The sequence below is a fragment of the Neptunomonas qingdaonensis genome, assembly GCF_900113275.1.
GTDB classification, from domain to species: Bacteria; Pseudomonadota; Gammaproteobacteria; order Pseudomonadales; family Balneatricaceae; genus Neptunomonas; species Neptunomonas qingdaonensis.
The window spans coordinates 157,533-172,027 of record NZ_FOOU01000002.1 but is presented as its reverse complement, the minus strand read 5'-3'; the positions used below and the strand labels follow the sequence as shown (position 1 = coordinate 172,027).

General features: G+C 44.5%; 13 protein-coding genes. 12 read left to right on the top strand and 1 reads right to left on the bottom strand.

From position 1 onward, the window contains the following. The first annotated feature begins 176 nt into the window (after positions 1 to 176). From BM099_RS03710 to BM099_RS03670, 9 genes are all read left to right on the top strand, one after another. A complete protein-coding gene (locus BM099_RS03710; protein WP_090724615.1) occupies positions 177 to 1,433 on the top strand; it encodes a UDP-N-acetylglucosamine 2-epimerase in 1,257 nt (418 codons plus the stop codon). After that, the gene (gene hisF, locus BM099_RS03705) at positions 1,430 to 2,182 is read left to right on the top strand and encodes an imidazole glycerol phosphate synthase subunit HisF (RefSeq protein WP_090724612.1); all 753 of its coding nucleotides are present in this window, start codon (positions 1,430 to 1,432) and stop codon (positions 2,180 to 2,182) included. The genes BM099_RS03710 and hisF overlap by 4 nt, the downstream gene beginning before the upstream one ends. Then, on the top strand, positions 2,182 to 2,784 hold the full coding sequence (gene hisH, locus BM099_RS03700) for an imidazole glycerol phosphate synthase subunit HisH (RefSeq protein WP_090724608.1): 603 nt from the start codon (positions 2,182 to 2,184) through the stop codon (positions 2,782 to 2,784). The genes hisF and hisH overlap by 1 nt, the downstream gene beginning before the upstream one ends. A gap of 9 nt (positions 2,785 to 2,793) precedes the next feature. Next, positions 2,794 to 4,011: an N-acetyl sugar amidotransferase gene (locus BM099_RS03695; protein ID WP_090724606.1), complete on the top strand. Its 1,218-nt coding sequence runs from the start codon at positions 2,794 to 2,796 to the stop codon at positions 4,009 to 4,011. A gap of 19 nt (positions 4,012 to 4,030) precedes the next feature. Then, positions 4,031 to 4,726 (top strand): acylneuraminate cytidylyltransferase family protein, encoded by a 696-nt coding sequence (locus BM099_RS03690; protein ID WP_090724603.1) that lies wholly within the window; start codon positions 4,031 to 4,033, stop codon positions 4,724 to 4,726. Positions 4,727 to 4,908: 182 nt separating this feature from the next. Beyond that, the gene (gene neuB / locus BM099_RS03685; protein WP_090724601.1) at positions 4,909 to 5,943 is read left to right on the top strand and encodes an N-acetylneuraminate synthase; all 1,035 of its coding nucleotides are present in this window, start codon (positions 4,909 to 4,911) and stop codon (positions 5,941 to 5,943) included. Continuing rightward, positions 5,940 to 7,073: a UDP-N-acetylglucosamine 2-epimerase gene (gene neuC, locus BM099_RS03680; protein ID WP_090724598.1), complete on the top strand. Its 1,134-nt coding sequence runs from the start codon at positions 5,940 to 5,942 to the stop codon at positions 7,071 to 7,073. The genes neuB and neuC overlap by 4 nt, the downstream gene beginning before the upstream one ends. After that, the gene (locus BM099_RS03675; RefSeq protein ID WP_177201077.1) at positions 7,063 to 7,683 is read left to right on the top strand and encodes an acetyltransferase; all 621 of its coding nucleotides are present in this window, start codon (positions 7,063 to 7,065) and stop codon (positions 7,681 to 7,683) included. Before neuC ends, BM099_RS03675 begins: the two co-directional genes overlap by 11 nt. Then, a complete protein-coding gene (locus BM099_RS03670; protein ID WP_090724593.1) occupies positions 7,683 to 9,170 on the top strand; it encodes an aminotransferase class I/II-fold pyridoxal phosphate-dependent enzyme in 1,488 nt (495 codons plus the stop codon). The genes BM099_RS03675 and BM099_RS03670 overlap by 1 nt, the downstream gene beginning before the upstream one ends. 633 nt (positions 9,171 to 9,803) lie before the next feature. On the opposite strand, the gene BM099_RS20240 is transcribed toward BM099_RS03670, so the two are convergent. Further along, on the bottom strand, positions 9,804 to 10,298 hold the full coding sequence (locus BM099_RS20240) for a hypothetical protein (protein ID WP_143083723.1): 495 nt from the start codon (positions 10,296 to 10,298) through the stop codon (positions 9,804 to 9,806). 691 nt (positions 10,299 to 10,989) lie between these two features. On the opposite strand from BM099_RS20240, the gene BM099_RS03660 reads away from it, so the two are divergent. From BM099_RS03660 to BM099_RS03650, 3 genes are read left to right on the top strand one after another with little or no spacing between them, the layout of a single operon-like run. After that, positions 10,990 to 11,616 (top strand): hypothetical protein, encoded by a 627-nt coding sequence (locus BM099_RS03660; RefSeq protein ID WP_090724588.1) that lies wholly within the window; start codon positions 10,990 to 10,992, stop codon positions 11,614 to 11,616. Beyond that, positions 11,591 to 12,961: a DNA polymerase gene (locus BM099_RS03655; protein ID WP_090724586.1), complete on the top strand. Its 1,371-nt coding sequence runs from the start codon at positions 11,591 to 11,593 to the stop codon at positions 12,959 to 12,961. Before BM099_RS03660 ends, BM099_RS03655 begins: the two co-directional genes overlap by 26 nt. Next, on the top strand, positions 12,958 to 14,427 hold the full coding sequence (locus BM099_RS03650) for a hypothetical protein (RefSeq protein ID WP_090724583.1): 1,470 nt from the start codon (positions 12,958 to 12,960) through the stop codon (positions 14,425 to 14,427). The genes BM099_RS03655 and BM099_RS03650 overlap by 4 nt, the downstream gene beginning before the upstream one ends. Positions 14,428 to 14,495: the final 68 nt, after the last annotated feature.

The following is a 14,495-nucleotide window of genomic DNA, read 5'->3' as shown; positions in this document are numbered from 1 at the left end:
TTTTTTACTTAATATGTGTTGAAATTGAATCTAGGTCGTAAGTGTTATTGTTAAATATAATACTCTTTTATGAGTTTTTACTCTCCTTTATTTAATACGCTTAATGTCGTTATTATTGGTTGTTAATATGCTTGTGTTTTTGAATTTTTGTTTTTTTACTAGCAGTGAGTTTTCTTATGAGTAAGATAGTGTTAGCTGCCTATGGTGGTGGGCATATTAATATGCTTTTGCCTATTATCAAAAAATTGGATAAATGTGGACATCAACTGAAAATATTGGGTTTAACTACTGCGGGTTCTGTTCTTAAAAATAATGCTATCGATTATGTAGGTTTTAATGACCTTCTGTTTTTGTCTGATGAACCTGATTCAGTATTGGAGAAAGGCCGAGAACTGGTTGGACTTTCTAGTGCGAGCTCTTTGATCTCTTATGAGGAGTCAGTTGCCTATATGGGCCTGTCTTATAGTGACTTGGAAGTATTCTATGGTGTTGAACAGGCTAAGGTTGTGTATGTAAATAAAGGAAGGCAAGCCTTCTATCCTATTTTTTTAATGGAGAAGTTCCTTAGAAACGAACAACCTGATTTAGTGATCGCGACTAATTCGCCTAGAGCCGAAAGAGCAATTATTGACGCAGCACGCAAAGTAGGTATTCCTTCACTTTGCATCGTTGATCTTTTTGCTTTGCAGGAGGTTCATTGGATAGGTCAACAGGGATATGCGGATAAAGTATGTGTATTATCTGATTATGTGAAACAAACGTTTGTGTCTGCCGGACGAAGCAGTGATGAAATCGTAGTAACTGGCAACCCTGTTTTTGATAAACTTGCTGACTTACGGACCGAGGTCAGCAATAGACAGTTGCAAGAAACCCCAAGTTGTCGCCACACGATTTTATGGGCTTCTCAACCAGAGCCGGAGAAACACCCCTTCACAGGTAAGTGTGGAGATAGCGAGCTACCAAGGAATATTGATGCTGCATTGATTAAAATAATGAAAAAGCATCCGGAATGGGAGTTGGTGATTCGTTTTCATCCCAGTGAAGAAGTACATTTAGATGTGCTACCTGCTAATGTTCGAATAAGTCCTAAAAATGAAGATCTTTATAGTTTGCTTCAAAATGTGGATCTTGTTGTAACCATGACATCAACAGTAGGCTTAGAAGCAGCGTTATTGGGGCTGCCCGTAGTGACTATTGATAGGTCTGTTTTTACAGACGATGCTCCCTACTCAGCTATGGGGATTTCTACTGGTGTGTCTGATTTAGATAGGCTGGAGGCCACTATAAACGAAGTTGTCGGTTTTAAACAAGTTGCTGAAATAGCATCTCTGCCACAGGTAGGACAGGCTACAAATAAGATTATTAATGTTATTCATGATTTGCTTGATGAAAAACACGTAAGTAAATCAAACCAGATAATGAGGGATTTATGAGTTTGCGAATTATAGCCAAGCTGGACGTCAAACCGCCTTATGTGGTCAAGCCTGTCCATTTTGAAGGCTTGCGAAAAATTGGCTTGCCGGCCGAACTGGCAGAAAAGTACTATAAGCAGGGAGCAGACGAACTAATTTATACTGATATAGTTGCTTCACTTTATCAGCGGGAGATTTTATTTGCAGAAGTGGAGAAAGCTGCTAAAGAAGTATTTATTCCATTTTCGGTAGGCGGTGGGGTTAGAAGTATTGACGACTTTTCTAAATTATTTCATTCAGGAGCGGATAAAGTTGTAATCAATACATATGCTGTTCAGAACGACCCTCACATCATTAAACAAGCCTCAGAAATATTTGGCTCCCAATCTGTTATCGTTAATATAGAAGCTAAAAAATGGGGTAGTAGTTGGGAATGTTATACAGATTGTGGGCGCGTTCGCAGTGGAAAATCAGTTTTAGATTGGGTGAATGAAGTAGCTGATTTAGGGGCTGGAGAAATTATGTTGCAGTCAGTTGATTGTGATGGTCGCCAACGAGGATATGATATCGATTTAGTGTCTAGTGTTGTTGAAAGTGTAAGTATTCCAGTGATCGCTGCAAGTGGGGCGGGTAACCTTGAAGATGTGTTATCTGTTGTCCAGCAGGCGAGACCAGATGCAGTCGCCTTGGCATCAATTCTTCATTATGAGAAAACGACTATTCGTGAAGTTAAAGACTTCCTCAGAAAAAATGGCGTGGAGGTTTCATAATGGGTCCTGTTATTGGTGTGGTTAATTACGGTGTCGCTGGAAATATATTTAGTATCGTGAAAGCGCTTGAAAAAATTGATGCTAGAGTCAAAGTTGTGAATAGTTCAGGTGACTTTGAAAAAGTAGATAAGATTATTATACCAGGCGTAGGTAGTTTCAAAGATGCCATGTCGGAGATACATGAAGATGGAATATATGACGCGTTAGTCTCAAATGTATTATCGAAGCCTACGCTTGGTATTTGCCTGGGTATGCAGATTCTATCGAAAATTGGTTACGAATTTGGAGAAACGAAAGGGCTGGGCATATTTGATGCTGAAGTAAAAAATATTTATTGCTCTGCACCAATTCCTCATATGGGTTTTAATAAAATAAATGTTCAAAAAGATTCGTTATTATTAAGAGGTGTTGAGGATGAAAGTTTTTACTTTATGCATTCTTACGAAGTAGTTAACTATACAGATATATTGTCTTTAACTGAATACGAAGGACATCAGTTCGTTTCAGCTATTTCCAAGGGTAATATTTACGGGGTTCAGTTTCATCCTGAGAAAAGCCGAGAGGCTGGATTGGAAGTATTTAAAAACTTTTTAAATGTTTGAGGTGTTGAAATGTCTTTAGGTACAGGTAAATATGGACTTCCGTTGGATGTGCTTTTCTGTAAAAAATGTACGATGAATAATCAGCGACCTTCATCGACAGTTGAGTTTATGCAAAAAGCTGATGAAAAGAAAAGAACTCTTATTTTTGATGAAGAGGGAGTTTGTGAAGCTTGTCGCTATGCTGAAAAGAAAAAAACGATCAATTGGGAAGATCGGCATTTAGAGCTTGAAGAATTGTGTAATCGATTCCGTCGTAATGATGGTCGTTATGATGTTGTGGTGCCTGGTAGTGGCGGAAAGGATAGTGTACAAGCAGCGCATATGCTGAAGTACAAATATAATATGAATCCAATCTTAATTACTTGGCCACCGGCATTATACACGCAAATTGGCAGGCAGAATTTTGATGCTTGGTTGGATGCAGGCTTTGCTAATTACACATATAATCAGAATAAAAAGTTGCATCGATTCTTAACTAAAAATGCTTTCGAAAATTTAGGACATCCTTTTCAGCCGTTTATTCTTGGCCAGAAGAATCTAGCTCCCCGTCTATCTGTTTTGCTAGATATACCATTGGTTATTTTTGGTGAAAATGAAGCAGAGTATGGTAATGCTATAGAAGATAATGAAAAACCAACGCGCGATCCTAAATATTATTCAGCAGAGTTGTCGATTGCTGATCTTGTATTGGGTGGTGTTCCTGCTGTTGATCTTATAAATGATTTTGGCTACAAGCTTTCTGATTTAGAAGCGTATTTTCCTGTAAGCCCATATGCATTGGAGAAAACTGGAACTGAAGTTCATTATCTTGGTTATTATGTTAAGTGGCACCCTCAAGAAACGTATTATTACTCAGTCGAAAATAGTGATTTCATGCCTAATTACCATCGTACAGAGGGTAGTTTCAGTAAATACAGCTCCCTGGACGACAAGATAGATTGGCTTCACTATCATACGACAACTATTAAGTTTGGGATTGGGCGCGCGACTTACGACTCCGCTCAGGAAGTACGTAATGGCGATATTACTCGTGATGAAGGTATTGCATTGATTAAGCGTTTTGATGGTGAGTTTCCTCAGCAGTACATTCAGGATTGTTGTGAGTATATGGGGATTACACTTGACCGCTATCACGAGATTATTGAGAAATTCCGTAGTCCTCACCTTTGGGAAAAAAGGAATGGTGTTTGGGAGTTAATAAAGCCCATTTGGAAAGAAGGTCTGTAGCACTACTGGAAATAGCAATATGCTAAATAATAAAAAGTTTATAGCTATAATCCCTGCCCGCGGAGGGAGTAAGCGCCTTCCACGAAAAAATATGTTGCCGTTTTCCGGTAAGCCGCTTATTCAATGGACAATAGAGGCTGCACAAAAAAGCCGATATATTGATGCGGTGGTTGTCAGTAGTGATGATGACGAAATACTCAGTTTCTCAGAATCATTGGGTGTATTGTGTCAGGAACGTCCATCAGATTTAGCTTCAGATACAGCCTCTACAGCTGATACTGTGTCTTATGTTATGGGCGCATTAGGCTCTTTGTATGATTACATTGTGTTATTACAGCCAACCAGCCCGCTTCGTCAATCAATTGATATTGATACGGCTATTGAAGAACTCTTTAGCCGGGAAGCTGATGCAATTGTCTCTGTAACGGAAGTAGAACATAGTCCGCTTTGGTCCAATGTGTTGCCTGAATCACATTCTTTAGATGGCTTTATTCGAGAAGAAGTTTTAGGCAAGCGCAGCCAGGATTTGGCAACATATTATCGTTTGAATGGAGCTGTTTATGTAATTGATAGCTCTGTTTTTTCTGCGGTACGAAATTTTATGCCGAAGAAATCATATGCTTATGTAATGTCTTCATATAATTCATTTGATATTGATACAGAGGTAGATTTTCTTTGTGCTGAAGCTATTTTTAATAAAATTTCAACCCGTTAGATATGTTAATCAATGTCACAGTAAATTAAATACCCTGTTGTGCTAATGTTCGCTAATTCGTCTTTTTGCAACGCTTATAGTTTTCGCTTGCGGGCAGTGTTGTGGCGGGTTTAATAGGTATGCATGGTGTTCTATATTAAAGCTTTTTAAAACAAATATGATAGGTAATAGGAGTAAGTATTATGGGTTGCTACGTTATTGCAGAAGCCGGAGTAAACCATAATGGCTCCGAAGAGCTTGCGCTACAGTTAATCGAAGTGGCCGCTAAGGCTGGCGCGGATGCGGTCAAGTTTCAGACGTTTAAAGCTGAGTCATTGGTTGCTAAAGGTACTGCTACCGCGGCGTATCAAAAAGCTCAGACAGGATCTGATGACCAATTTGCTATGTTAAAAGGCTTAGAAATATCGCCTGAATTGCATATTTTGCTGTTAGCGCATTGTAAATTGCATGGCATTGAATTCATGTCGACACCTTTTGATCTTGAATCCGCTGAATTTTTAGTAAGCTTGGGTATGCGTATTATCAAAATTCCATCGGGAGAGCTTACTAACTTACCCTTGATTTCCAAGCTAGCAGAATACGACCTCCCCATGATCCTTTCCACAGGTATGGCAACCCTTGACGAAGTTAAAGAGGCAGTCGATGTTGTGAGATCGGTACGTGAGGAATTATCCTTTGAAAAGCCTTTAGATAAAGTGTTAACGATTCTGCATTGCACATCAAATTATCCGACAGCGGATACTGATGTTAATTTACGTGCGATATATACACTTGGATCTGAGTGCGGTTTGCCCGCTGGTTATTCAGATCATACGTCTGGTATTGTGGTGTCTGTTGCTGCTGTTGCAATGGGAGCTCAGGTGATAGAAAAGCATTTCACATTAGATAAAAATCTACCAGGACCTGATCATAAAGCATCACTGATGCCTGATGAGCTTGTTGAAATGGTTTCCCAGATACGGCGCGTTGAACGATGTTTAGGGGACGGTATAAAAGAGCCTAGATCTAATGAACTCCCTATAAGAGCGTTAGTAAGACGCAGCGTGGTGCTTGCCAGAGATAAGAAAATAGGAGATACATTGCAGCCTGATGATCTTGTGCTGCTTCGTCCAGGAACAGGGATACCGCCTAAAGATTTACATGCGTTATTAGGTCGAAAACTAAACGCCGGTAAGTGTGCGGGAGAGCTTTTGGCTTGGGACGACCTAGTGTTATGAGGCATATCTGTTATGTGTCGGGCACGCGTGCTGATTATGGCCTCATGGAAGAAGTATTACATGCTATCGAAGCTTCGCCTGAACTATCGTTATCTATTCTCGTAACAGGAATGCATCTTTTATCTGCTTATGGAGATACCTACAAAGAAATTGAAGCGGCAGGATTTGATATTCACGCCAAGGTACCGGTTAATTTATCGGGTGGTGGCGGTGCTGAGATGGCTCACGCTGTTGGAGAGGAAATCATAGGTTTCACTGCAGCCCTAAATGCAAGGCGTCCTGATCTTTTATTATTGTTAGGTGATCGTGGTGAGATGTTAGCCGCGGCCATTGCTGCGATACACTTAAATATTCCAATAGTGCATCTTCATGGTGGGGAACGATCTGGAACCGTGGATGAATCCATTCGTCATGCCGTCAGTAAATTATCACATTACCATTTTGTCGCATCTTCTGATTCGCGTACGCGGTTGATAAAGATGGGCGAGCAAGCAGACAGCGTTTTTGTGACAGGTGCTCCTGGTCTGGATGCAATTTATTCAGCTAAGTTGCAGGGAAAAGAAAACCTTGCCAAAAAATATCAATTTGATGCTGAGCGACCCTTTCAGTTGATCTTATTTCATCCTGTTGTACAACAGGCATCGATTGCCGAAGAGCAAACGCAGACCTTGCTGAAAGCAGTATTGGAGACTTGTGAGCAGCCGCTGATTATTATGCCGAATGCGGATTCAGGTGCATCAGGAATCGTTTCCGTTATTAATCGCTTTTGTCTGAAGGAACGGCATTTTAAATCTGTGCTTCATATCCCAAGAAATGACTATTTATCGCTGGTGGCGGGTGCTGATGTACTTATCGGAAATTCTAGCAGTGGTATCATCGAAGCGGCATCGCTACAAACACCTGTTGTGAATGTTGGTGATCGACAAAATGCCAGAGAGCGAAACGCGAATGTAATAGATGTAGCTCCTGCCTTCGAGTTAATTAAAGAGGCTATTTTGGTTGCAAAACAAATGAAAGGTAAGCATTGGGATAACTGCTATGGTGACGGTAATAGCGCAGAAAGGATAGTGCAGTATCTTCGATGTATTTCTCTTGATGCTAAAATCATGGAAAAGCTTAATGCATATTAATGTGGCTATTCTAGGTTCTGGTGGGCACGCAAAAGTAGTTATAGATGCTTTGCTAGCCGCAAATCAACAGGCACGCATAAGTGTATATGATGATAATCCGTGTCGTGTTGGAGAATCGTTATTGCAGAAATTTATAGTCAGTTGTACTCCAACTGATACATTTACAGAGCAATATTATCATATTGCTGTTGGTCATAATAAAACGAGGGCGTCCCTAGCTGGGCGCTATGCTGGCCGTGACAAACTCTTTATGTCGATAATACATCCTGATGCATCAGTATCTTCCTTCGCTGTATTGGCCGATGGCGTGCTAGTCGCTGCAAACGCAGTTATTGCGGCCGAATCCAATGTTGCTCAAGGCACTATTATCAATCATGGCGCTGTTGTTGATCATGAATGCGAGATAGGAGAGTTCTCACATGTGGCGCCGAATGTAACATTGGGTGGTGGTGTTGTTATAGGCGCAAGAAGTATTGTTGGTGCAGGTGCAGTCGTATTACCCGGCATAAAGCTTGGCTGTGATGTGACTGTTGGTGCGGGAGCTGTTGTGACTCGTGATATAAATGACGGGCAGGTTGTTAAAGGCATACCTGCGAGGTGTTTTCAGTAATGATCAGTGTAACAAATATCGTTATCAGCCGGGATAAATCTATTCGGCAATGCTTAGAGATTTTAGACCAAACAGGCATGTCTATTTTGCTGCTGGTGAATAAAAAGGGATCGTTACTAAGAACTATTACTGATGGTGATATGCGTCGTTTGATTCTTTCCGGAGCCGCCCTGGATGATGATTTGTCTGGCATGCCTGAGAAAACTCCAATCAGCATTTCGCAGAATATGACAGATGATCAAGTGCTTGAGTTGATGGACCTGCATCAAATAAATCAACTTCCACAAGTGGATGTAAATAATAAGCCTATAGGTTTACATTCAAGACATATGCTTCGCCCTCGTATACAGCTCTCTATTCCTCATATGGGTGAGCAAGAATTGATATATGTGAAAGAAGCCTTTGATACCAACTGGATTGCTCCGCTGGGGCCTAATGTAGATGCTTTCGAGTCTGAGCTAGCTGAATACGTGGGTAGTAAGCATGCAGCTGCCGTAAGCTCGGGGACAGCAGCCATTCATTTGGCGCTTCGCTTGCTGGACGTAGGCCAGGGAGACAATGTGCTGTGTTCAAGTTTTACATTTGTTGCCAGTGCTAATCCTATACTTTATCAGGGCGCGACTCCGGTTTTCATCGACTCTGAGCCTAATACCTGGAATATGTCTCCGATTGCTTTAGAGCAAGCAATATTAAGCTGTATTGGCAATGGTCATAAACCGAAAGCGATTCTTACCGTACACCTTTATGGGCAAAGTGCTGATATGGGTGAAATCATGAAGATTGCTGAGAAGTACGAAATTCCTGTTATAGAAGATGCGGCAGAATCTCTGGGTGGTCGTTATAAAGGCCAGCACACAGGCACATTCGGTAAGTTTGGCGTTTTTTCATTCAATGGAAATAAAATCATCACTACTTCTGGTGGTGGTATGCTCGTGTCGGATGACGTCGAGTTAATTGAGAAAGCCCGCTTTTTATCAACACAGGCACGCGATCCTGCTCCTTATTATGAGCATACAGAAATTGGCTATAATTACCGAATGAGTAATGTGCTTGCAGGGATAGGGCGCGGACAGCTAAAAGTATTAGATGATCGTGTGCAGGCCCGTAGGGACGTTTTTCACCGGTACCGTGACGGCTTAAAAGAGTTTGAGTGCCTGGAATGGATGCCAGAACCATCCGGTGATGTCTCAAATCGCTGGCTCACGGCAGTTAGTATTAAGCCAGGGTATAGTGTAAGTGCGCCTGATTTAATTAAGGCATTAACTAGTGAAAATATTGAGGCCCGTCATCTATGGAAACCAATGCATCGTCAGCCATTATTTTCTGGTTGTAATTATTTTCCGCATAGCCCTGAATTGAGCCTGAGTGATTACTTATTTGAGACAGGCCTGTGTTTGCCTTCAGGGTCTAATATGACTGTTCCTCAACAGCAACGCGTCATAGATCAATTAGGTGAAGTGCTTAATTCAGGACGTTGGATTAAGTAGAGTTGTCTATGGTTTTTGAAAAGTCTTTTCGTTGCGCAAGTGGTTAAAACACCGCTATTTTTGCAATTAAAACCGAGCTGGTTTTTCATCGAGGTACAGAAGCAGCCAGAGGGTTATTTTTGTATTCTCTGTGCCTGGCGTAAGTTGTCAATTCCTTGCTTTTAATGCCGGTATGCGATCTGAAATTAGCATTGAGCAATTGCGTATTTAATAGAAGAATACAAGCAGAGTTGAGCTTACAACGAATGGGGATCTAGTATGCAGGGGAGCACTGAGATTAATATTTAGGATAATTAATCTCAGGTCTAACGGGGTAAATATGGTGGGCCCACCAGGACTTGAACCTGGGACCGACGGATTATGAGAAGAAGTGACAGTAGTGATTTTTTCTATAAAAATCAAGCATTGTAACGAAGTTCCAATCAATGCTGACCCTATATAAGGGGCAAGGAAGTCCACGTAGTGAGCCGCAACAGCCCATACAGCGTAAGGTGAAATTCAAAGGACCGGCAAAAGACCGGAGCTATCTCTGCCCTAAAAATGGTGACAAGTCGTCGAATGTACCGAGTCAACGGCTTGAATGTCCTGCACCCTATTGATCGAGCTTCGATGCCCACGGTATGAATTATCCCTTCATGACCATCCTAAACCAAGGAAGCCATCAGCCTCCCAATCAAAGTATCCAGAACCATGTAAATCTTGCCGCTGATCTCCTCCTAGGCGGCTTAAGGCTTGGTTATTACCTTTAGAGAGCCAGCGACGCAAATGCTTAACGAGTGTTTGTCTCTGCATGGCGTCTTCAGAATAGGATAATTGAACGACACGCTCAACGGGGAGGGCTGGGCTGGTGCTAAAACGGATGTGTGGTGGCGACCTTCTAGGCCCGAATGTGAACCCACCTGTACGATCTATCTCGTCCTGCTGAAGCTTCCGTAGGTGTTTGCAGAGGGAGCTGTCTATCAGTAAATCGTGGGAGGCTTCTTGCTCGGAATTCTTTTTGCTAGATGCAATAGGGACTGCCGGTACCTTAAGGGTAATTCGATCTATTGAGATTGACCCTTTTGGTATCAAGATACGCTCGATAGGCACACCTCGTTGTTTGCCCAGCTTCAGGTTTGCCATTATCAATCCTGATCTTCCAATGAAATCTTGGAGCCACTGTCTATCCGGGTAATAGCCAGGGTGATACGCGTCATCATCACTGGTCAGCTGGGCAATAGTGAGCTGTGTGTTGTGATCGAAGCACAGAGCTAAATAGAAGTGTCGTAGCGATGGAGGTGGATCTGGCTCATCTACCGCTCTCGTCTTAGCCTCTATCCTTAAGTAACTAATGGCCAGTACTCTCAAGCTTAAGTGCGCCATTAGTCCACCGTCCCGACGCCTAGTGTCTCCTGTCTTGAAACGATCTGGGAAGCCTGCTCCGAGACTGCTTCGTATTAAGGAGCGCTTTCTCGTATCGCTATCAAAGTATTCATGAAATTTTGCCCTCTGATCCTTCGTGGTTAGAACCAAGGGGGCGATGTAGTCAATGAATCTTGGCGCTGATAATCGAGTAAGAAATGCCAATTCCATAGCGATAGAGTGATTGTGGTTCAACCAATGACCGAACTGAGTGCATCTAAGACTGCTTCGTCTTTGAGAATTAGTTGCATTTGCACTTTTGGCGCATTTGTTGGGCATGTTTAAGGCACCAGCTCCTTGCTCGTTTTGGTTAATTTAGCAGTAACTTGTTGCTATAAATAGTTTTTTTATCTAAATGAGGGGGCGCCGTTAGGGGCGGTATGCTACGGACATCTTTAACCAACGAGGTCCGAATATCATGACTAACGATAACACCAACACCAACCGTAACGCCAGTATCAATAGCGCAATCTCTGGCTGCGGAGTTAAGCCCAACCTCAAGTCCCGCCCAGCGCCACTATCAGATCTGATCAATCGTTACAGCGCCAAAGATATGTTCTGCTTCTCAGGGAACAGCTTCGAAGCCGCCACTATCATCGATAAAGTTCAGAGCGGGGGGCGGTTCGCGAAGGAGGAGTATTACCTTCTTGTGGAAGAAGTCCAGGAGTGTCTCGTCGATCAGATTAGGCCGATGACGTTTCATCAAGCCGTATCAACCACCGGTGCGTATCGGCTGTATCCACAGAAGCTACCTCTGCTTAACGGCGATACCAATTCCTGGTTCGAGTCTATGGAGCCAATTGTCGAGGCGGCCCTAGACGACTGGATCACCGTCAAATCGAACATGCAGACCAGCGAGTACGAGTATTCAGTTTCTAGAACGAAGCGGCCGCTACCCAACGATTGGCCCGACTTTGACGAGCAGCTCGAAACGGCCTTCAAAGGCAAAGTCATCGATAGTCTGGATCACCCAGTCCTGAAACGCCTAGGGATCGATATCACCAACGAGATCGACTTTGATGATGACTGTCTTGATGAGCTGTAACGAATATCTGGGCGATCTGTCACGGGGCTTCGACCCCGTGGCTGAAGCCCGGCTCCTGACCAATGGCCTAACGAGTGATGCGCTGACCTACGATCTGCGCATCCTCAAGAGCCTGTTAGATGCGACGGGGAACGGCTTGCCAGAGCGCTGGGTATTAAGGGCGTTGGAACGGCGGCTGAGGGGATGCTTCGCAGAAAATGCTACTACAGCACGAAGGTTCTCCTTTGTGGATGACTGCGCTAAGCGTTACCGGCGAGGTATCCCTATTGATACAGAGGCCCTAGCCAAGGCCAAACAGGCGTGGAAGCTCAGAGGTAAAGAGTTGATCTCCCAACTTCCTGCTGGACTGATCGATGGTAAGGGAGAAATTAATCAAGCAGCGCTAAGGTGCTGCCTATCAACCCAGGCAGTAAAGAGTTGGCCGAAGGGATCTGATGGTGATCTTCTGCTTGATAGCGGTTCGCTGGCTCAGTCTGAGAATGAGTTGGCAGCATTACTACTGGAAGCAAAGGCACAGCATCGCAACCGGATCATTAACCGTTTCGAGGTTGATGATGACGGACGCCATCGTTCATGGGCGAGGCCGTTCAGCACGGTATCGGGGCGAGAATGCCCTCGTGGCAGTTCATTCATTTACCTGCCAAAGGATTATCGGACCCTGATCGTTCCACCTTCGGGGCGGCTTGTGGTGCTAATTGATTTTCAGGCACAAGAGCCCGCTATCCTAGCTGCGGCTAGCGGCGATGTGTGGATGGCTGAGGCTTATCTCAATGATGGTTTGTATGAGCAACTCCATCAAGAGCGAGCATGGCAGCACTTAAACCGTAAACAGGTAAAACGGTTGGTGATCGCCTTCCTTTATGGGGTCAGCATACAGGGCATCGCAAAGGGGTGGATGATCAGTTTGAAGGAGGCTGAACAATGGTTTGGCCTGCTGGAGCACTTGTTCTCCGCCCCACTTAAGTGGATGCAAAAGAAAGCCGAATACGCCTACCGAATAGGCCACATCGAGTGTCTGGACTGGCGCATGTGGGTAACGTCTGCCACCTCCTTACTCACTCTGAGGAACTGGCCCATACAGGCAACCGGGGCCGATATTCTTCGGCGCTCTTGCTCGGCATTAGCCGCCGCCCAGATCGATGTCATTGGGTGTCTACATGATGCGATCCTGATTGAGATACCGATTGCGAGCTACCAAGCAACCATCAACAAAGCAGAAGAGGTGATGCAAGACGCTAGTGCCAAGGTGTTAAGCGGCTTCCGCCTTAAGACAAAGGTTGAGCAGTTATTCTGGTCGCACGACCTGCGCCAGTGCAAGTGTGATAGTGAAGGAGAATACAAGTGAGCAGTGAAGAAGATTATACCGGAGAGAGTAAGGTCGAACGGGTCGTCAACTATGTCATCGCTAGTGCCAGGTTGGGCGTAGATTCACATGAACGTCCCTACGCAGTCCTCGACGGAACTACGGGTAATCCTGTTGCGCTATCAGTTTACGGTAAAGAATTTGCCAGCTGGGTCAGGCACTCAGCTTATACGCACGGTGACCTTCTGAAGAAAGAAGACGTAGGTGAAGTACAGAGTAGCCTGGCCGCCTACGCCGAGTTTGAGGGTGAAGAGATGGTGATCAATCAGAGGGTCGGTCGCAGCAAATCCGGCGGTCTGGAGATCGATATTGCTGACAAGGACAATACACGGGTTGTTGTTGAGCCAGGGAGTGTCAGAATCGTATCTGATGGGTCAGGCATGCTGTTCAGCCGCTCCAACACTACGATGGCTCTGCCAATACCAGCAGAGGGCGGCGACTGGCGTCAGTTACTTCCCTTTCTGAACATGACAAAGGATGACAAGCTTCAGTTCATCGGTTGCATGACCTACATACTCAGCCACCCAAGGGATAAGACCGTAGGGTATCCGATCATGGTCATTAAAGGTGAGCAAGGAGCTGGGAAAAGCTTCCTGTGTAAGTCGATCTTACGGGCGCTTGTAGACCCCAATGCTAATGGGATTCAGATGATTCCTTCAGATCCCAAAGAGTTGGCAATCAGCAGCTTGAACCGATATCTGTTGGTGCTGGAAAACATTCGGGAGCTCAAGAATACATGGAGCGATGCGCTCTGCGTAGCTGCCACTGGGGGAACACTCTTCGGGCGCAAGCTCTATTCCGACCACGAAGAAGCATCAGTTAACCTGCACGCTCCAGTGGTACTGAACGGCATTCACAACTTCATTCAGGAGACAGACTTGGCGAGCCGCTGCGTCACGTTTAACCTACTGGTGATGCCACCCGATCAGCGTCGGCAAGAGAAGCAATTGCTGACTGAACTCAACCGATTACTACCCACGATCTTTCGGGGTTTGCTCGATCTAATCGCGGATATTATGGAGGTACAGGATTCGGCCAAAGTGATCTATCCACAGCGTATGATCAGCTATGTGCATTGGCTTGCAGCCATGGAGTGTGCGCTGGAGCTACCAGCAGGGCAAATCCAGAAAAGCTATGCGAAGAACCAGCAGCGGACAATGCTTGATACGATCCAGGAAGATCAGCTTGCGTTCGCTGTACTAAAGTTCGCGAAACAGCATAAAGAACAGGCTTGGTCCGGATCTCCTACCCAGTTACTACAGCAGCTAACTGTAACCGTACCCCCCAGGGTAACAAACAGCACGCGTACTTGGCCTCAGAGTGCCATATCGTTATCTAAGCGCCTGGCCACTCTCCAAAAGGCTCTCAGTGCCCAAGGGGTTCTGTTGCAGCTGGGTGAACGTGGTAAACACCGACGCATAGTTGTTGGGATGGAGGCTGGAGACTGATCGACGCAATCGACGACCCGTCGCTGCAATAGCGACGGGTCGTCAGTACGTCGGTTGGAATCAGGAAT

Excerpts from the sequence above, each read along its gene's own strand:
- hisH (WP_090724608.1), top strand. The coding sequence starts at position 2,182 with ATGGGTCCTGTTATTGGTGTGGTTAATTACGGTGTCGCTGGAAATATA.
- BM099_RS03695 (WP_090724606.1), top strand. The coding sequence starts at position 2,794 with ATGTCTTTAGGTACAGGTAAATATGGACTTCCGTTGGATGTGCTTTTC.
- BM099_RS03670 (WP_090724593.1), top strand. The coding sequence starts at position 7,683 with ATGATCAGTGTAACAAATATCGTTATCAGCCGGGATAAATCTATTCGG.
- BM099_RS03710 (WP_090724615.1), top strand. The coding sequence starts at position 177 with ATGAGTAAGATAGTGTTAGCTGCCTATGGTGGTGGGCATATTAATATG.
- BM099_RS03675 (WP_177201077.1), top strand. The coding sequence starts at position 7,063 with ATGCATATTAATGTGGCTATTCTAGGTTCTGGTGGGCACGCAAAAGTA.
- neuB (WP_090724601.1), top strand. The coding sequence starts at position 4,909 with ATGGGTTGCTACGTTATTGCAGAAGCCGGAGTAAACCATAATGGCTCC.
- BM099_RS03655 (WP_090724586.1), top strand. The coding sequence starts at position 11,591 with ATGATGACTGTCTTGATGAGCTGTAACGAATATCTGGGCGATCTGTCA.
- BM099_RS03660 (WP_090724588.1), top strand. The coding sequence starts at position 10,990 with ATGACTAACGATAACACCAACACCAACCGTAACGCCAGTATCAATAGC.
- hisF (WP_090724612.1), top strand. The coding sequence starts at position 1,430 with ATGAGTTTGCGAATTATAGCCAAGCTGGACGTCAAACCGCCTTATGTG.
- BM099_RS03690 (WP_090724603.1), top strand. The coding sequence starts at position 4,031 with ATGCTAAATAATAAAAAGTTTATAGCTATAATCCCTGCCCGCGGAGGG.
- neuC (WP_090724598.1), top strand. The coding sequence starts at position 5,940 with ATGAGGCATATCTGTTATGTGTCGGGCACGCGTGCTGATTATGGCCTC.